Genomic DNA, 17960 nt, shown 5'->3' with positions numbered 1-17960 from the left:
GCCGCCGGCGAGCACGCCGGCAAGGAGTGCGGCGGTCAAGCAAGACGGGGAAGGAGTCTTCTCATGGCAGTTTCCTTAGTTCTTAACCAGTGGTTCCTGCTGACGCTGGATTATCGACATGATATGCGAAAACCGTCGCAAAGGTATCTGTTCCTTTGCGGCGGTTTTGACGTTTGCGCAGATAAAACCTGCCAAAATAAACCTGTCCCTTATTGGCAGGTTTTAGCTCAGCAGCATGCGGTCGTTGGCGAGCTCGCCGCCCGAGACCTCCTCGAACTTCTGCAGCAGGTCGGCTACGGTGAGCGACTTCTTCTCGTCGCCGGCCACGTCGTAGATCACATGGCCCTCGTGCATCATGATCAGACGGTTGCCCAGACGGATGGCGTCATTCATGTTGTGCGTAACCATGAGCGTGGTCAGATGGTTTTCGTCGACAATCTCCTCGGTCAGGTTGAGCACCTTAGAGGCCGTCTTGGGGTCGAGGGCCGCCGTGTGCTCGTCGAGCAGCAGCAGGCGCGGCTTGGTGAGCGTGGCCATCAGCAGGGTGAGTGCCTGGCGCTGGCCGCCCGAGAGCAGGCCGACCTTGGCGTTGAGACGCGTGTCCAGACCGAGGTCCAGGCGCTTGAGCAGTTCAACGTACTCGTCCTTCTCGGCCTTGGTGACGCCCCACGAAAGACCGCGACGCTGGCCGCGGCGCTTGGCGAGGGCCAGGTTTTCGGCAATTTGCATGTCGGCTGCGGTGCCGCGCATGGGGTCCTGGAACACACGGCCCAGGTACTTGGCGCGCTGCGACTCGCTCAGACGAGAGATGTCGGTGCCGTCGAGCTCAATAACACCCGAATCGAGCGGATACACGCCGGCGATCATATTGAGCAGCGTGGACTTGCCGGCGCCATTGCCGCCAATCACGGTTACAAAGTCGCCATCGTTGAGGGTGAGGTCGACGCCGGTGAGCGCGCGCTTCTCGGTGACGGTGCCCTTGTTAAAGGTCTTCTTGACGTGCGAGAGCTTAAGCATCTGCCTCATCTCCCTTCGTGTAGGAGCTGCGGAGCTTATAGCGCTCCCAAACCACGGGCACGCACAGGGCCACGGCGACGATCACGGCGGAGAGCAGCTTCATGTCGTTGGCGTCCATGCCCAGCTGCAGCACGATGGCGCGGATAAGGAAGTACACCACGGAGCCAAAGACGGCGGAGGCAAGACGGACGCTAAACTGCGTGAGGCCGCCGGGCAGCAGGCGACCGAGCACCTCGCCGATGACGATGGCGGCAAGACCGATAACGATGGCGCCGGTGCCCATGCCAATGTCGGCATACTTCTGGCTCTGGCAGATGAGCGCACCCGAAAGGCCAATGAGGGCGTTGGAGAGCACGAGGGCGATCATTTTGGTGGTGTTGGTGTTAACGCCCAGGGCGCGGATCATGTACTCGTTGTTGCCGGTGGCACGCAGCGCCGAGCCGATCTCGGTGCCAAAGAACCAGTACAGGATGGCGACGATGGCCACGGCCAGCACAATGCCTAGGATAATGGCAACAGTGGACTGCGGCAGGCCCGTCATGTTGCTGACGGATGAGAAGATAGTGCCCTTGGCAAGGATGGGCGTGTTGGACTTGCCCATGATGCGCAGGTTGATGGACCACAGACTGATCTGCGTCAGGATTCCGGCGAGGATTGCGGGAATCTCAAAGACGGTGGTCAAGATGCCCGTGACGGCGCCCGCGATGGCGCCGGCGCACATGCCGGCCAGCACGGCGAGCAAGGGGTCGACGTTATTGTTGACGATGAGCACGGCGCAGACACAGCCGCCGAGGGCAAAGCTGCCGTCGCAGGTCATATCGGGGATGTCGAGCAGGCGGAACGTGATAAACACGCCAAGCACCATAATGCCCCAGAGGACGCCCTGCGAAACGGCGCCCTGCAATGCAATGAGCATGCTTCATACCTCCTAGGATAGGGTGGACACGTGATTTTCCATAATAGCGGTACCAATGCATAAAAGAGCGGCGGACAGACGTTTTGTTTTACCTGAAACAAGCAGGGCGAACGCCGGCCTTTAGCGTTCGCCCCAATGACTCAGATATTGAATAACGCAGCCGTGGCGCGCGTGCGGGCCCTAGACGCGTTATTCGTCCAGAGCGGAAAGGTCGATACCCAGAGCCTCGGCCATCTCGTCGTTCTTGACGACGACCAGGTCCTTGCTCGAGAGGTGCTTGATCGGCATATCCTCGGGCTTGGCCTCGCCCTTCAGGATCTTAACGGCCATCTCGCCCGCGGCGTAGCCCAGGTCCTTATAGTTGATGGAGAGGGTGAACAGGCCGCCGGCCATGCACATGCCTTCCTCGCCGGTCACGAAGGGGAGCTTGTTCTCCTTGCAAATCTGGCCGACCTGCGAAGCGCCCGCGGCGATGGTGTTGTCGGTGGGGGAGTAGAGTGCGTCGACCTTGCCCACGGCAGACTCGACGACGGACTGGATCTCGTTGGAGCTCGAGACGGTGAAGTCGGTGTGCTCCAGGCCCAGCTTGTCGAGCTCCTTCTTGGCGGCCTTGATCTGGACGTCGGAGTTGGACTCGGCGGTGCAGAAGAGCAGGCCGACCTTCTTTACGTCGGGCAAGACCTTCTGCATCATCTCGAGCTGCTCGGCGACCGGGGTAAGGTCGGAGGCGCCGGTGACGTTGGTGCCGGGCTTATCGTTGTCCTGAACCAGGCCGGAGGCGGCGTAGTCGGTGATGGCGCAGCCCACGATGGGGATATCGGCCGTGGCGCCGGCAGCTGCCTGTGCGGCGGGCGTGGCGATGGCATAGATCAGGTCGACGTTGTCGCCCACGAACTTGTCGGCGATGGACTTACACGTGGACTGGTCGTTCTGGGCGTTCTTCTGGTCGATCTTGACCTTAAGGCCGCTCTCCTTGATGGCCTTGACAAAGCCGTCGTTGGCGGCATCGAGTGCGGAGTGCTCGGTGAGTTGCAGAACGCCGATGGTGTAGTCGGAACCGGCGGCAGCAGAGCCGGAACCAGAGTTGCCGCCGCATCCGGCGAGCGGGGCGAGCGCGAGCAGACCGGCGGAGACCAGAAGGCTCCTGCGGCTGATGGTGATGTCCTTCATATCATTACCCCCAGTATAAAAATGGCTGGAAACACTGCACTGGGACAAAGTGCAAGTGGAACTATAGTAGCGCTGATGTCCATTTTTACAACAGCCTGGCGGGTTTTTTAATACAGAATCGGATGGGCGGTACGGGTAGTCGAATGGGCGGCGGAGGGTCTTATGCGGCGGAGGAGGCATCGTCCTCGTCCAGGACGGCGAAGAGCTTCTTGCCGTCGAGGAGACGTGTGGTGACGTTTCTCATGCGGCCGATCTCAACGGTACGCAGCGTGTCGTCGGCGCCTCGCGCGTCATAGACCGTTCCCAGCAAATACGAGATGCCGTCTCGTTGCTTGATGGCAAAGGGCCGGAGTGTCATCCGCGCCACTTCGACCTCTCCGCGTGCCGTGACACTCGAAATATCAAAACTCACCGTGGTTCCGTGGTCGATGGCCTGCTCGATGAGCTCGTAGGCATCGATGCGCTTGACGGGCGTGCGTATGGCCTTGGTGGATTTGTCGCCTGCGCTTGGAGCAGGCTCGGGTGCATCGAGGTAGCCGCGAACGTCGGCACTCGCCATGGCGACCAGGTGCTGCGCCATGCTTTTTCGAATGGCGATGGGCGTAGAGCGGTTGCGCATGACCATGCCGTGGAGCCGGATGATCTCTTCGTCGGTGAGCGGACGGGTCAAGAGCCGATACCCCACGCCGCGCTTGTATTCAATTTCGTATCCGGCATGGCGAAGTGCGGAGATGGCGGTGTAGATGCTGCGCCGCGCCGCCGAGATGGGCATGCGGGCGGGGTCGTCGGGATGGGCGAGACGCCGGATCAACTCATCGGAAAGCATGGCCTTGTCCTCGCCGGTGTTTTCGCTTAATAATTGCAGGATGCGAACGGCGCGATAGGCTGCCATCGAGGCGGCGCCCCTCGTCGTGGTCTCGTAAGTTTCAACAGCGGTTTCGGTCATGGCGTCCACGTCCTTTCCGTTTTGGGTGGCGACGGTATGGAGCCTAGGGCGCGGGGCTTTCCCAGGGGTGCAGGACACTCCGGGCGGTCGGTAGTCGTCGGCAAGCGGCGGGTCGAGTTTTCAACAGCCCTGCTCAACTGACCAAAATCTTGCCAAAAGCTTGACGGATGCTGTTGAAAAAAGCGCCCCTCGGCTTGCCGAGAGGCGCTGGCGTGATGCGCTGGAACGTGTTTGGTGGCGCTGTGGCGATTAGAAGTCGGCGTTGCCCACGGTGCGCGGGTGCGGCAGGACGTCGCGGATGTTGCCCACGCCGGTCAGATACATGACCAAGCGCTCGAAGCCCAGACCGTAGCCGGCGTGCTTGCAGGAACCGTAGCGGCGCAGGTCAAGGTAGTACTTGTACTGCTCGGGATTCATGCCCAGGTCCTTGATGCGGGCCTCGAGCAGATCCAGGCGCTCCTCGCGCTGGGAGCCGCCGATAATCTCGCCGATACCCGGCACCAGGCAGTCGGCGGCGGCGACGGTCTTGCCGTCCTCGTTCATGCGCATGTAGAACGCCTTGATCTCGGCCGGGTAGTCGGTTACGAAGGTCGGGCGCTTAAAGTGCTCCTCGGTCAGGAAACGCTCGTGCTCGGTTTGCAGGTCGATGCCCCAGCTCACGGGATAGTCAAACTTGTGACCGGCGGCGACGGCCTGCTCCAGGATTTCGACGGCCTCGGTATAGGTGACGCGGGCAAAGTCGGAGTTTGCCACGTGGTCCAGACGCTCGAGCAGACCCTTGTCCACAAACTTGTTGAGCATATTGAGCTCGTCGGGGCAGGTGGCCATAACGTCCTTAAGGACGTACTTGAGCATGGCCTCGGCGTTATCCATGTAGTCGTTAAGGTCGGCAAAGGCCATCTCGGGCTCGATCATCCAAAACTCGGCGGCGTGGCGCGTGGTGTTGGAGTTTTCGGCGCGGAAGGTGGGGCCAAAGGTGTACACGTCGCCAAAGGCCATGGCAAAGTTCTCGGCATTGAGCTGGCCGGACACGGTAAGGCTCGCGTGCTTGCCAAAGAAGTCCTGGCTCCAGTCGACCTCGCCGGACTCGGTGAGGGGCGGATTTTTGGGGTCGAGCGTGGTCACGCGGAACATCTCGCCGGCGCCCTCGCAGTCACTCGTGGTGATGATGGGGGTGTTGACGTAGACAAAGCCCTGCTCCTGGAAGAAGCGGTGGATGGCGGCAGCCGCGACAGAACGGATGCGGAACACGGCGCGGAACAGGTTGGTGCGCGGGCGCAGGTGCTGCTGGGTGCGCAGGAACTCGACGGTTGCGCGCTTCTTCTGCAGCGGGTAATCCGGGGCGCTGACGCCCTCGACCTCAATGGAGGTGGCAGAAAGCTCGAAAGGCTGGGGCGCATCGGGGGTCAGCTTGACGGTGCCGGTGCAAATGAGTGCGGCCGAGACGTTTTGATGGGCGATCTCGTCGTAGTTGTCGAGTGCCTCGCGGTTCATGACGACCTGCAGGTCGCGGAAGCAGCTGCCGTCGTTGAGCGTAACAAAGCCAAAGTTCTTCATGTCGCGGATGGACTTGACCCAGCCGGCGACGGTGACGGTCTGGCCGCCAAGCGACTCGGCATCGGCGTAAAGCTGCGCGATTTTGGTGCGGTTCACGTATCCTCCCATAACGGTTGAATGATAGTTATCCATACAGTTCGATATTTTAGCAGCTCGGCTCATTTGGGCTATACGGATAAGGCATTGGCGGGATGGTTTTTCAAACGAAAAGCGCCTGCGGCCAAATGGTCGCGGGCGCTTGACGAGGTGCCTTTTGGCTGTGTGGCGCGGGGCCTGGCTACTTGGTCTTGGCTACCAGCAGCGGGTCGCCCAGCTTGACGAGCGGGTTGCCGCCGATAAGCGTGCCGGACTCGCCGACATGGTCGATGCTCTTAAGACGATCGAGCTCGGAGACGATGACGGTCACGATGTCCTCGTGACCGGCGGCCTTGATGGCCTCGCGGTCGAAACTGATGAGCGGCTGGCCTGCCTTGACCGTGTCACCCATCTCGACAAAGCGGGCAAAACCTTTGCCGTTCATTTCCACGGTGCCCAGGCCAACATGGATGAACACGCGAAGACCGTCCTCGGTGATCATGCCGATGGAGTGGTTGGTGACGGTGGTGGCGCCGATACGGCCGTTAGCGGGGGCGTAAATGGTGCCGGTAATGGGCTCGATGCCGTAGCCCTGGCCGAGCATGCCCGAGGCGATGGTCTCGTCGGGAACCTCACCCAGATTGACGAGCACGCCGTTGACAGGAGCGTAGATGACGCCTTCGCGGGTGGCGAAGCTTGCTGCGGGCGGAACGGACGCCTCGCCCGACGAAGTGAACGTGGACTTGAGCGAATCGAGCAGACCCATAGATGCCTCCAACGTATCAGGCGCGCATGTTGCACGCGTGTGGTTTGCCGGAAACGTTTCGTACGTGTTTCCCAGCACGGTCAGCGCTCCTATTTTACGCTGTCCAACGATACCTCTGAACAGCGATTTTGTGATATATCAGTTGAAGGCCAACTTATTGCGGGGGTGTTTCTGCGCCGCGGGCTCAAGTGGGGTACGCTAAGGTGCGAAAAACGAGTGCGCACGAATCGCACGGAGGGAGCACCTATGATTATTGAGAACCATGCGCTGTGGGGCGAGGAGCCGACCGAGGATTATCCGGCGACGTTTACGTATCTGGGTGCCGAGCCGCTGCCCGACAAGCCCAATGGCCGCCGCCCCGCGGTGATCATCTGCGGCGGAGGCGGGTTTACGCATATCGCTCCGCACGAGCAGGACCCGGTGGCGTTTGCGTTTTTGGACCGCGGCTACCAGGCCTTTGTGCTCAACTATGTGACGAGCGCCACGGGCGACGTGAGCTTTCCGCACCCGCAGGCGGACCTCGCCAAGATGGTCGCTACCGTGCGCGCCAACGCCGACGAGTGGCATGTCGATCCCAAGCGCGTGTGCATCGTGGGTTTCTCGGCGGGCGGCATGATCTGCGCCTCGTTGGCAACGCAGTGGAAGACCGGACCTTTCGCGGGCCTTGCCGGGGCTCGTCCGGAGGATATTCGTCCCGACGCCGTGGTGCTGGGCTATCCGTTGCTCGACCTTGCCTATGTGCGCGATATGCAGACGCGCGACCCGCGCATCGACCTGCGCGTGCCCAAGACGGGTGGCAAGACGGGGCGCGATTTGCTCAACGACTATCTGTCGATGGTGACGGGCGGCGAGGCGACCGATGAGCACCTGGCCGACATTTGCCCTACCACGCACGTTTCGCGCCAGATGCCCCCGACCTTTGTGTGGGGCGTTTCGGACGACAAGACGGCGCCGATTGCGCAGGTCTATCCGTTTGCGCAGCGCATGGCCGAGGAAGGGGTCGCATGCGAGATGCACGTCTTTGACCAGGGTGGCCACGGCCTTTCGCTCGGCAACGCCAATACCGCGATCGACAACGAGGACAAGCAAGTGGCAGTCCGTCCTTGGATCCGCCTGGCCTTCCGCTTCCTGGAGCGCCATATGTAAAAGTAGACTACTTGCCCGTTTCAAAAAGTCTGCTTAGAGGAGGAGCCATGCTTGAGGGTACGTATGTGGTTTTGGCCCAGACGCCGGTGGGGAGCAAACGCGGCGAGGTGACGTTTTCACATGGGGTGAACGGCGCGCTCAGGGCAGTACTAAACGTCAGGGGTCTCAATATCGCTCTCTCGGGTGCCCGCGCTGGGGGCGATTTCTTTGAGTTCTCGGGCACTATCTCCCACGTCTTGATGGGCAAGGCGCCCTTTACATGCACGGGGTCGGTTGAGGGTGATCGACTCACTGCTACCGCGCGGTCGGGTTCCATTTCGATCTCGCTGAGCGGTATGCGCAAAGAGCTTTCGGGGCGCACCGCATAAAGTTTGCGCAGGTAAACATCGGTATTTGACTTTATATAATAGTTCAGAGCGCTATCATTTGTCGTTACGAGTTGGTTAGCCCCGGTAAACGGTTAACCGCGTCTAACGAAAGGATGAGCGCGTGAAGCTCGATACACTCGAGATTGGAAAGGACGCCGTTGTCGCATCGGTGGCATCGGACGATCAGGCACTCCGACAGCATATTTTGGACATGGGCCTAACGCCGGGCACCGAAGTCACCATGATGAAGTACGCTCCTATGGGCGACCCGCTCGAGATTCGCCTGCGTGGCTACGAGTTGACGCTGCGCAAGGACGATGCTGCTCGCATCGAGCTCGTGGGTGTTCACGACACAGACACGGGTCCGCGCACTAACGCCGCAATCGGCATGACGGAGCACCCGGCACTTGGCGAGGGGACGTATTCGCCCCGTGCGGCAAAAACGGCCGTGCCCGAGGGCGCACCGCTGCATTTTGCCCTCGCCGGCAACCAAAACTGCGGTAAGACCACGCTGTTCAACCAGCTTACGGGCTCCAACCAGCACGTCGGTAACTTTCCCGGCGTGACGGTCGACCGCAAGGACGGCACCATCCGTAACCATCCCGAGGCAAGCGTTACCGACCTGCCCGGCATCTATTCGCTGTCTCCGTACACGGGCGAAGAGATCGTCAGTCGCCAATTTATCCTGGACGAAAACCCCGACGCCATCATCGACATCATCGACGCTACTAATATCGAACGCAACCTGTACCTGACGCTGCAGCTTATGGAGCTCGACCGCCCCATGGTCATCGCGCTCAACATGATGGACGAGGTGACAGCCAACGGCGGCGCCGTGGACGTCAACCTGCTCGAGAGCCTGTTGGGCGTGCCTGTTGTCCCCATTAGCGCTGCCCGCAACGAGGGTATCGGCGAGCTGGTGGATCATGCCTTGCACGTGGCACGGTTCCGCGAGCGCCCCGGTCGCCTGGACTTCTGTGCGCCCGATGGCTCGGACGGCGGTGCACTGCATCGCTGCATCCACGGTATTGCCAACCTGATCGAGGACCATGCCGTGACGGCGCACATTCCGGTGCGTTTTGCGGCGACCAAGCTGGTTGAAGGCGACGAGCTGGTGACCGAGGCGCTTCACTTGGATCGCAATGAGCTCGACGCTATCGAGCACATCATTACCCAGATGGAGGGCGAAGCCGGCACCGACCGTCTGTCCGCGCTGGCCGATATGCGCTTTAGCTTTATCGGCGACGTGTGCGGGCGTTGCGTCGTCAAGCCGCACGAGAGCCGCGAGCACGTGCGCTCCGTCAAGATCGACCGCATCCTGACGGGTCGCTACACAGCCATTCCGGCGTTTCTGGTGATCATGGGCCTCGTCTTTTGGCTGACGTTTGGCGTGATCGGCGCGGCGTTGCAGGGACTCATGGAGGACGGCATCGCTGCCATCATCGCCTCGGCCGATGCGGGCCTCAAGGCGTTCGGCACCAACGACGTAGTGCGCTCGCTGGCTGTCGACGGCGTGCTTACGGGCGTGGGCAGCGTGCTGACCTTCCTGCCGATTATCGTCGTGCTCTTTTTGTTCCTTTCCATTCTGGAAGACTCCGGATACATGGCACGCGTGGCCTTTGTCATGGATAAGGTACTGCGTCGCTTTGGCCTTTCGGGCCGCAGCTTCGTCCCCATGCTCGTCGGTTTTGGCTGCACCGTGCCGGCTATCATGTCGACCCGTACGCTCCCATCCGAGCACGACCGCAAGATGACGGTCATGCTCACGCCGTTCATGAGCTGCTCGGCCAAGTTGCCGGTCTACGGTCTGCTGTGCGGGGCGTTTTTTCCACAGGCGACGGTTCCCGCCATGGTCTCGCTCTATCTGATTGGCATTGCGATCGGTTGCATCGCGGCTTTGGTGCTCAACCGCACGGCATTTAAGGGCGACCCGGTGCCGTTTATCATGGAGCTTCCCAATTACCGTCTGCCGAGCGTCAAGACGACGGTGATGCTGGCATGGGATAAGGCCAAGGACTTTATTACCAAGGCCTTTACCATTATCTTTGCCGCTACCGTGGTCATCTGGTTCCTTCAGACGTTCGACATTCGCTTTAATGTGGTCGCCGATCAGTCGCAAAGCCTGCTTGCGGGTCTCGGCAGCATCATCGCGCCGGCGCTGGCGCCGCTTGGGTTTGGCGATTGGCGAGCATCCACGGCGCTCGTCACCGGCCTTATCGCCAAGGAGAGTGTCATCTCGACCCTCACGGTGCTTTTGGGCGCGACCTCGCCCGCGGCACTGTCGACCATGTTTTCGCCGTTTACCGCTTACGTGTTCCTGGTCTTTACGCTGCTGTACCCGCCCTGCGTGGCGGCCATCGGTGCCGTCAAGAGCGAGCTGGGTGCGCGCTATGCCGTTGCCGTGTTCGCGTTTCAGGTGACGGTCGCCTGGATCGTGGCGTTTGTCGTGCATTCGGCGGGCATATTGTTGGGGTTGGCTTAGCTATTTATTGACGGCGCAACCCCTGTGTATTGAGTTGATTGCGGTCCCGCATCTGTACTGACGGATGCGGGGCCGTTGCTATATAATCGCCCATCGCTCAAGACAATCGGAGAGGGTTCCTACATGACTCAGGCAAGACAAGATGGCATCTCGCTCAAGCAGTGGCTCCCGCTTATCGGGCTCGCCTGCTGTGCGTTCGTGTTCAACACGTCGGAGTTCATGCCCATCGGCCTTCTGACTGATATCGCCGCGTCGTTCTCGCTCACCGAGGCCCAGGCAGGCATCATGATCTCGGTCTATGCTTGGGGCGTCATGCTGCTGTCGCTGCCACTCATGGTGTTTGCCTCGCGCTTTGAGTTCAAGCGGATGCTGTTGGGCGTTTTGGCCGTGTTTTCGCTCGGCCAGTTCCTGTCCGCTGTGGCGCCCACCTATCCTATTTTGGTTTGCGCGCGTCTGGTGGTCGCCTGCGCGCATGCCGTGTTCTGGTCGGTCGCTTCAATCATGGCCTCGCGCCTGGTCGACAGTCGCCACGGGGCGCTCGCCATCAGCATAATCGCCACGGGCTCGTCCATCGCGCAGATCTTTGGCCTGCCGATCGGCCGCGCCATCGGACTAGCTGTGGGCTGGCGCATGACGTTTGCCGTGGTCGGTGCCTTCTCTGCCGCCGCGGTGGTGTACCAGGCCGCGGTGTTCCCGGCCATGCCGGTGGGCGAGCGCTTTACCGTTAAGCAGCTGCCCGAGCTGCTCAAGAATCCGTTCCTCATCGCGCTTTATGCGGTCACGGTGTTCATGGCAACCGGCTATTATGCGGGTTACAGCTATATCGAGCCGTTCCTGGCGCAGGTCGCGCACGTCGATGCAAGCGCTATTACCATGACGCTGACGGCGTTTGGCTGCTCCGGTCTGCTCGGAAGCTGGCTGTTTGGCCGCCTGTTCGATGGGCATCGCTTCCCGTTCTTGGCTATCACGCTCTCCGGCGTGCCGGTGGCTCTGCTGCTCATGGGTCCGGTCGCATCGTCGCTCGTAGCAGTGCTTGCCGTCTGCGCGCTATGGGGCTGCTGCTCCACAGCCTTTAACGTGGCGTTCCAGGCCGAGCTCATCAAGTACACGCCGGCGGATTCGTCGGCCGTCGCCATGTCGATCTTCTCGGGCCTGTTTAACCTCGGTATCGGCACGGGCACCGCGGTCGGCGGCGCCGTGGTGTCGGGTCCCGGCATCGCCTGGATCGGTTGTGCGGGCGGGGCGATTGCCGTCGTGGGTGTCGTTCTCGCTATCACTGTGCTATTCCCAGCCATACACCGCGCAAAGCCTGTCGCCTAGCCACGTCTCTCATCGCAAATTAGCCACCCTGCTGGGCATACAATGGATGTCGTTGTGTTGAGCTTACCGGGAGGTTGCTATGTGGGCATACGAGACGACGTTCTACCAGATCTATCCGCTGGGCTTTTGTGGAGCTCCGCGCGAAAACGCCGCGCCCGTTGCCGAGGATGAGCTCGCCCAGGCTGCCAACGCTGCGCCCAACCCCGATGCGCCCATCATGAAGATCGCCCAATGGGCCGGCTACCTGCAGGAACTCGGCATCGGTGCTGTGCTCATTAACCCGCCGCTCGAATCCGACAGTCACGGTTACGACACGCGCAGCCTGCGCCATATCGACCGTCGCCTGGGTGGGGACGCCGATTTTGCCGCCGTGTGCGAGACGCTGCATGCCCATGGCATCCGCGTGGTGCTCGATGCCGTCTTTAACCACGTTGGCCGCGGTTTTTGGGCCTTCCGCGACGTGCAGGAGCGCAAGTGGGACTCGCCCTACAAGGACTGGTTCCACATCAGCTTTGACGGCGACTCGTGCTACGGCGACGGCTTTTGGTACGAGGGCTGGGAAGGCCATTTTGAGCTTGTGAAGCTCAACCTGCAAAATCCCGCCGTGGTCGATTACCTGCTTGAGTCCGTGCGTCACTGGGCCGAGGTCTTTGGCATCGACGGTCTGCGTTTGGACGTCGCCTATATGCTCGACCGCGACTTCATGCGCCGCCTACACTCCTTTACCCGTGAGCTCAAGCCCGACTTTGTGCTGATCGGCGAGACGCTCCACGGCGACTACAACCAGATCGTCAACGACGAGATGCTCGACTCCTGCACCAACTACGAGTGCTACAAGGGCCTGTACTCCAGCTTTAACTCGGTCAACATGTTCGAGATTGCCCATTCGTTGCACCGTCAGTTTGGCGGCGACCCGTGGTGCATCTACCGCGGCAAACACCTGCTGTCGTTTGTCGACAACCACGACGTGCCGCGCCTGGCAAGCATCCTCACCGACAAGTCGTGCCTGCGTCCCGCCTATGGCATGCTCTTTGGCATGCCAGGCATTCCGTGTGTCTACTATGGCAGCGAGTGGGGGATTGCTGGCGAAAAGGGCGGCCCCGATGGCGACTGGGCGCTGCGCCCTGCGCTCGATGAGCCTGCGCCCAACGAGCTGTCGGCCTTCATCAAGCAGCTCGCGCACCTGCGCTCGACAGACGGTGCGGCGGCACGCGCTCTCAACTACGGCGCGTACCGCAACGTGGTGATCCAGAACAAGCAGCTGCTGTTCGAGCGCGCCTGCGACGACGCGACGGTGCTCGTGGCGGTCAATGCCGTGAACGAGCCCTATACCTTTGGAGCCGGTGAGCTCAACGGCTCTTTTGCCGACCTACTTGCCGACGGCGCGCCTACAGTCGAGCTAGCGGGTGCCCTTGAGCTTGCACCCTACGAGGTACGCTATCTGTTGAGGGCCTAGGCCATGGCTGCGTCCGACGTGGGCTATCAACATATTGAGCATGGGTTTGAGCCCGTGTTCGACCAGCACTCGCGCGTTTTGGTGCTCGGGTCGTTTCCCTCGGTGCTTTCGCGCGCCAATGCCTTTTATTACGGCAACCCTCAGAATCGCTTTTGGCGCGTGATGGCCGCGTGTCTCGGTGTGCCCGTGCCGCCCAACGAGGGCGACCCTTTGGCAGGCAGCGAGCCTGCGACGCTCGACGCCTCGATTGCCGCCAAGCGATCCATGCTGCTGAACGGCGGCGTGGCCCTGTGGGATGTGATCGAGAGTTGTGACATTAAGGGCTCGAGTGACGCGAGCATTCGCAACGTTGTGCCGATCGATATCGGGCGTATTACCGCCGTGGCTCCGATCGAGGCGGTCGTCTGCAACGGCGGCACCGCGGGACGTCTCTACCACCGCTACCTTGAGTCTCTGACAGGCATCAAGGCGCAGGTCATGCCCTCAACGAGTCCCGCTAACGCGGCTTGGAGCCTTGATCGCCTCATCGCCTTCTGGGCCACTGCCGTCACCTGGCGCCCCCAACCTCATCACGATATTTAACCGAAACTGGAATTTCGGTCGGCTAGAGCGGGCTGTTGCATTCTAAACGACCGAAACTCCAGTTTCGGCTAAAACGCGGGTAGGGTGGGGCAGGGAGGAAATGCCGTTCACCGGGGATTTTCTACCGTTCGCATTGGAATTGTTGCTCTGGTGGCATCGGTCGTGCAGACTGGAACACGGAATGTTACCCACTTGGGGCATGACCTGTTCTACTCACAACCGCATCTTTTTTGGAATGTTACTCTCTGAGGCACGACCAAGCGTTCGCAGGCTTTGCGCCTTGCGATTGTTTGTTAAGCTTCAGAGAGTTTTTGTTTCTAGCGATCGTATGAAGCGCGTTCTAAAAGATGCACCGGGAAAGGCTGGAAAGGGAACGGCATGAAGGCAGTCCGCCGCATCAACAACAACGTGGCCGTGTGCCGGGACAACGCCGGCAACGAGCTCCTCGCCATGGGCAAAGGCATCGGCTTTGGCCAGCTGCCGCGCGAGCTTACGCTTGCCGAGGTCGAGCGCACGTTCTACAACGTTGACGAGCGGTGCTTCAGCGCGATCAACGATCTGCCGCAGGATGTGATGGAGTTCTCCATCTCCTGCGCGGACTACGTTCGCAATGAGCTGCCCTACGAGCTGAGCGCCAATCTCGCTTTTACCCTGGCCGACCACCTCTCGTTTGCTATCGACCGCGCAAAGAAGAACATGCAGGTGCGTATGCCGCTCGCCTATGACGTGGAGCAGATGTACCCGGCGGAGTACCGCCTGGGCAAGCATATCGCCCGCCGCGTGCAGAAGCAGTTTTGCGTCGCTTTGCCCAACAGCGAGGCGACAGGCATCGCCCTCAATATTATCAATGCGCGTCTGGGTGCGGCGACCGAGGCCGAGAAGGAACGCGAGCGCCAAGACGATAACATGCTCGAGGATGTTACCGAGATCATCGAGGATGACTTCGGCATCGACATCGACCGCAGTTCGTTTGCCTTCTCGCGCTACGCCACGCACATGCGCTATCTCTTTGAGCGCCTTCACTCCGGCGAGGTTCTCGACAGCAGCTGTGTAAACGGCTTCCGCGGCATCGAGGAGCAGTATCCGCGCGAGGCTGCGTGCGTCGCAAAGATCTCCCAGCATATCGAGGGCGAATGGGATGGGGCCGTCGTGAGCAACGACGAGCGCCTGTATCTGGTGGTCCATGTGAGTAGGCTCCGCATCAAAGGTACGGGAAGGTAGCGCGTACAACGTGGCACGCTGCTGCTCCCAGCAACCGAAAAGGGTACGACAATGGCTAAAGCAGAACGCTATGCCGAGCTCGCCAGCAAGGTAGTCGAATACGTTGGCGGCAAGGACAACATCGTCTTCTTCACGCATTGCGTGACGAGGCTTCGCTTCAACGTCAAGGACAAGGGCTTGGTCAAGGGCTCGGACATCGAGAAGATCCGAGGCGTAATGGGTTGCCAGTGGGTAGGCGACCAATACCAGATCATCATCGGACAGTCCGTGTCCGACGCCTACAACCTGATCGTCAAGGAGACCGGCCTTGAGGGCAATGGGTCCGTTGACGAGGACATGGGCGACGCCCACAAGAAGAAGTTCAGCATCAACGCCGTCTTTGATGCCATCTCGGGCTCGATCACGCCGATCATCCCTGTGTTTATCGGTGCCGGCTTTATCAAGATCGCTGTGCTGCTGCTCACGCAGTTCGGCCTTCTTACCGCTGATAACACCACCATCCAGGTGTTGACGTTCGTCGGCGACGCGGGCTTCTACTTCCTGCCTGTCTTTGTGGGCGCGTTTGCGGCTAAGAAGTTCGGCGCCAACATGGCGCTCGGCATGATGATGGGCGCCATCTTTATTCACCCGTCCTTTATCTCCGCGGTAACGGACGGCACGGCGCTCAGCGTCTACGGTATCCCTGTCTATGCCACGACGTATTCGAGCTCCGTGGTGCCGGCGCTTCTCACCGTTTGGGTCATGTCCTATGTCGAGAAGTTCTTTGCCAAGCACTCGCCCGATTCGATCCGTTCTATCACCGAGCCGTTCTTTACGCTGCTCGTTATACTGCCGCTCGCTCTCTGCGTGCTCGGTCCCGTTGGCGCCTTTGTGGGTACGTACCTCTCCGAGGCTATCATGTGGCTCTACAACACTACCGGTTTCTTTGGCATCGCCGTGCTCTCTGCGATCTTCCCGTGGATTGTTATGACTGGCATGCACACCGCCCTTGCGCCCTATCTTGTTAACGCCATGGCTACCGTCGGCTACGACCCCATCATCTGCACGGCCAACGTCGTTGCCAATATCGACCAGGGTGCCGCGTGCGCTGCCGTAGCCTTCAAGACCAAGCACGACGAGAATCTGCGTTCCGTCGCCTCCGCTTGCGCCGTCACGGCTATCGTGGGCGGTGTGACCGAGCCCGGTATGTTCGGCGTCAACCTTAAGCTCAAGACGCCTATGTACGGCGCTATGATCGGCTCCTTCTTTGGTGCCCTCGTTGCCGGCTTTGGCCATGCCTACCTCTACTCCATGATTGGTTCCGGAGGTCTCTTTGCCCTTCCCGCATACCTGGGTGGCGACAACCCGTTTGCCAGCATGGCCTGGATGGCTGCCGGTCTTGTTGTTGGTGCCATCGTGACCTTTATCGCCACCTACATCCTCTACAAGCCCGAGGATGCCGAGGCGTAATCGTCGATTGTTCCAATCAGTTGTCCAATTTTTAGATAGGAGATAAGCATGTCTTTCCCTGAGAACTTCCTGTGGGGTGGCGCTACCGCTGCTAACCAGTGCGAGGGTGCCTACCTCACCGACGGCAAGGGCCTCAGTACCGCCGACGTTATGACCGCGGGCGACAAGGATACGCCGCGCCGCATCACCGACGGCTGCCTGCCTGGCGAGAACTACCCGAGCCATGTGGCCATCGACCACTATGGTCACTTCAAGGAGGATATAGCCCTCTTTGGCGAGATGGGCTTCAAGACCTATCGCATGTCCATCAATTGGGCGCGCATCTTCCCCAACGGCGACGATGATGAGCCTAACGAGGCCGGTCTTGCCCACTATGACGCTGTCTTTGACGAGTGCCATAAGTACGGTATCGAGCCCTTGGTGACGCTCTCCCACTACGAGACGCCGCTCGGCCTGCAGAAGTACGGCTCGTGGGAGAACCGCAAGGTCATCAATTTCTACCTCAACTACGTCAAGACCGTCTTTACGCGCTACAGGGGCAAGGTTAAGTACTGGCTCACCTTCAACGAGATTAACTGCATGTCGATGAGCCCGTGGATGGCCGGCGGCATTGCCCCCGATGCGAGCGAGCAGGTCCGCATGACGGCCGCCTACCACCAGTTTCTGGCGAGCGCCCAGGCGGTGCAGCTGGCGCACGAGATTGACCCGGAGAACAAGGTTGGCATGATGTACGGTGGCATGTTCAGCTATCCCAATAGCTGTGATCCGGCCGACGTCAAGGCCAACGAGGAGTTCATGCGCACCAACCTGTTCTACCCGGACGTGATGTGTCGTGGCTACTATCCCGCCTACAAACTCAAGGAGTTCGAGCGCCGCGGGATCGTCCTGCCCGAGGAGCTGGGCGACAAGGAAATCCTGCGCGCCGGCACGGTAGACTTCCTCTCGTACAGCTATTACTTCACCATGGTGTGCGGTAAGAAGACCAACGCCATGGCGCTCGACTGCGGCAGCGTCGTGACGGGCTATACCAACCCCTATGTTGAGCAGACCCCCTGGGGCTGGAGCATCGACCCGTACGGTCTGCGCTACTCGCTCAACCTCTTCTACGACCGCTATCAGATTCCGCTGATGATCGTGGAGAACGGTCTGGGCACGTATGACAAGGTCGAAGAGGACGGCTCGATTCACGACCCGTATCGCATCGACTACCTGCGTGCCCATATCAAGGCCATGAAGGAGGCTGTCGAGATCGACGGCGTCGACCTGATGGGCTACACGCCGTGGGGCTGCATCGATATCGTCTCGGCCGGTACCGGCGAGATGAAGAAGCGTTACGGTTTCATCTACGTGGACGCCGACGACGAGTGCAAGGGCTCGCTCGCACGTAGCCGCAAGGATAGCTTCTTCTGGTACAAAAAGGTTATTGCCAGCAACGGCGAGGACCTGGACTAGCTTTCGGACGGGGTCGCAATCCTGCGGCCCCGTTTTG

15 protein-coding genes are annotated in these 17960 nt (G+C 60.5%); 9 read left to right on the top strand and 6 right to left on the bottom strand.

All coding sequences use genetic code 11. The annotated features are described in order from the left end of the window. Positions 1-222: 222 nt before the first annotated feature. From DWZ15_RS06415 to DWZ15_RS06390, 6 genes are all read right to left on the bottom strand, one after another. The gene (locus DWZ15_RS06415) at positions 223-1017 is read right to left on the bottom strand and encodes an ABC transporter ATP-binding protein (RefSeq protein WP_022093887.1); all 795 of its coding nucleotides are present in this window, start codon (positions 1015-1017) and stop codon (positions 223-225) included. Further along, positions 1010-1933: an ABC transporter permease gene (locus DWZ15_RS06410; RefSeq protein WP_099432089.1), complete on the bottom strand. Its 924-nt coding sequence runs from the start codon at positions 1931-1933 to the stop codon at positions 1010-1012. Before DWZ15_RS06410 ends, DWZ15_RS06415 begins: the two co-directional genes overlap by 8 nt. Positions 1934-2122: 189 nt before the next feature. Then, positions 2123-3103, bottom strand: a complete 981-nt coding sequence (locus DWZ15_RS06405) for an ABC transporter substrate-binding protein (RefSeq protein ID WP_118225922.1) — start codon at positions 3101-3103, stop codon at positions 2123-2125. A 160-nt stretch (positions 3104-3263) separates the two neighbouring features. Next, positions 3264-4049 (bottom strand): hypothetical protein, encoded by a 786-nt coding sequence (locus DWZ15_RS06400; RefSeq protein WP_118450019.1) that lies wholly within the window; start codon positions 4047-4049, stop codon positions 3264-3266. A 249-nt stretch (positions 4050-4298) separates the two neighbouring features. Continuing rightward, positions 4299-5702: an asparagine--tRNA ligase gene (gene asnS / locus DWZ15_RS06395; protein ID WP_089572552.1), complete on the bottom strand. Its 1404-nt coding sequence runs from the start codon at positions 5700-5702 to the stop codon at positions 4299-4301. A 181-nt stretch (positions 5703-5883) separates the two neighbouring features. Further along, positions 5884-6447 (bottom strand): PTS glucose transporter subunit IIA, encoded by a 564-nt coding sequence (locus DWZ15_RS06390; protein ID WP_118450017.1) that lies wholly within the window; start codon positions 6445-6447, stop codon positions 5884-5886. A gap of 246 nt (positions 6448-6693) precedes the next feature. Here DWZ15_RS06390 and DWZ15_RS06385 point away from each other — a divergent pair, with 246 nt between their 5' ends. The 9 genes from DWZ15_RS06385 to DWZ15_RS06345 all read left to right on the top strand — a co-directional run bounded on the left by DWZ15_RS06385 (position 6694) and on the right by DWZ15_RS06345 (position 17923). Next, positions 6694-7593: an alpha/beta hydrolase gene (locus DWZ15_RS06385; protein WP_118450015.1), complete on the top strand. Its 900-nt coding sequence runs from the start codon at positions 6694-6696 to the stop codon at positions 7591-7593. A 47-nt stretch (positions 7594-7640) separates the two neighbouring features. Next, positions 7641-7961, top strand: a complete 321-nt coding sequence (locus DWZ15_RS06380) for a hypothetical protein (protein WP_118450013.1) — start codon at positions 7641-7643, stop codon at positions 7959-7961. 121 nt (positions 7962-8082) lie between these two features. Beyond that, positions 8083-10443 (top strand): ferrous iron transport protein B, encoded by a 2361-nt coding sequence (gene feoB, locus DWZ15_RS06375; RefSeq protein WP_118450011.1) that lies wholly within the window; start codon positions 8083-8085, stop codon positions 10441-10443. 123 nt (positions 10444-10566) lie between these two features. Next, positions 10567-11763, top strand: coding sequence for an MFS transporter (locus DWZ15_RS06370; RefSeq protein ID WP_118450009.1), 1197 nt, complete (start codon positions 10567-10569; stop codon positions 11761-11763). A 79-nt stretch (positions 11764-11842) separates the two neighbouring features. Continuing rightward, a complete protein-coding gene (locus DWZ15_RS06365; RefSeq protein ID WP_118450007.1) occupies positions 11843-13219 on the top strand; it encodes an alpha-amylase family glycosyl hydrolase in 1377 nt (458 codons plus the stop codon). A 3-nt stretch (positions 13220-13222) separates the two neighbouring features. Beyond that, complete coding sequence (locus tag DWZ15_RS06360) at positions 13223-13801, top strand: uracil-DNA glycosylase family protein (RefSeq protein ID WP_118450005.1); 579 nt, start codon at positions 13223-13225, stop codon at positions 13799-13801. 378 nt (positions 13802-14179) lie between these two features. After that, positions 14180-15022 (top strand): PRD domain-containing protein, encoded by an 843-nt coding sequence (locus tag DWZ15_RS06355; RefSeq protein ID WP_117854532.1) that lies wholly within the window; start codon positions 14180-14182, stop codon positions 15020-15022. Positions 15023-15073: 51 nt separating this feature from the next. Further along, the gene (locus tag DWZ15_RS06350; RefSeq protein ID WP_118450003.1) at positions 15074-16471 is read left to right on the top strand and encodes a PTS transporter subunit EIIC; all 1398 of its coding nucleotides are present in this window, start codon (positions 15074-15076) and stop codon (positions 16469-16471) included. Positions 16472-16519: 48 nt separating this feature from the next. Beyond that, positions 16520-17923, top strand: coding sequence for a glycoside hydrolase family 1 protein (locus tag DWZ15_RS06345; RefSeq protein WP_117854529.1), 1404 nt, complete (start codon positions 16520-16522; stop codon positions 17921-17923). The last annotated feature ends 37 nt before the right edge of the window (positions 17924-17960 follow it).

This window comes from Collinsella sp. AF29-7AC (genome assembly GCF_003475665.1).
GTDB lineage: Bacteria > Actinomycetota > Coriobacteriia > Coriobacteriales > Coriobacteriaceae > Collinsella.
Note: the sequence above shows the minus strand (reverse complement) of the source record. Positions and strands in the feature narration are given on the sequence as shown.

Coding starts and splice junctions, on each gene's coding strand:
- DWZ15_RS06400 (WP_118450019.1), bottom strand. CDS start 4,049: ATGACCGAAACCGCTGTTGAAACTTACGAGACCACGACGAGGGGCGCC.
- DWZ15_RS06365 (WP_118450007.1), top strand. CDS start 11,843: ATGTGGGCATACGAGACGACGTTCTACCAGATCTATCCGCTGGGCTTT.
- DWZ15_RS06370 (WP_118450009.1), top strand. CDS start 10,567: ATGACTCAGGCAAGACAAGATGGCATCTCGCTCAAGCAGTGGCTCCCG.
- DWZ15_RS06410 (WP_099432089.1), bottom strand. CDS start 1,933: ATGCTCATTGCATTGCAGGGCGCCGTTTCGCAGGGCGTCCTCTGGGGC.
- DWZ15_RS06355 (WP_117854532.1), top strand. CDS start 14,180: ATGAAGGCAGTCCGCCGCATCAACAACAACGTGGCCGTGTGCCGGGAC.
- DWZ15_RS06385 (WP_118450015.1), top strand. CDS start 6,694: ATGATTATTGAGAACCATGCGCTGTGGGGCGAGGAGCCGACCGAGGAT.
- DWZ15_RS06390 (WP_118450017.1), bottom strand. CDS start 6,447: ATGGGTCTGCTCGATTCGCTCAAGTCCACGTTCACTTCGTCGGGCGAG.
- DWZ15_RS06345 (WP_117854529.1), top strand. CDS start 16,520: ATGTCTTTCCCTGAGAACTTCCTGTGGGGTGGCGCTACCGCTGCTAAC.
- DWZ15_RS06405 (WP_118225922.1), bottom strand. CDS start 3,103: ATGAAGGACATCACCATCAGCCGCAGGAGCCTTCTGGTCTCCGCCGGT.
- DWZ15_RS06350 (WP_118450003.1), top strand. CDS start 15,074: ATGGCTAAAGCAGAACGCTATGCCGAGCTCGCCAGCAAGGTAGTCGAA.
- DWZ15_RS06360 (WP_118450005.1), top strand. CDS start 13,223: ATGGCTGCGTCCGACGTGGGCTATCAACATATTGAGCATGGGTTTGAG.
- DWZ15_RS06415 (WP_022093887.1), bottom strand. CDS start 1,017: ATGCTTAAGCTCTCGCACGTCAAGAAGACCTTTAACAAGGGCACCGTC.
- DWZ15_RS06380 (WP_118450013.1), top strand. CDS start 7,641: ATGCTTGAGGGTACGTATGTGGTTTTGGCCCAGACGCCGGTGGGGAGC.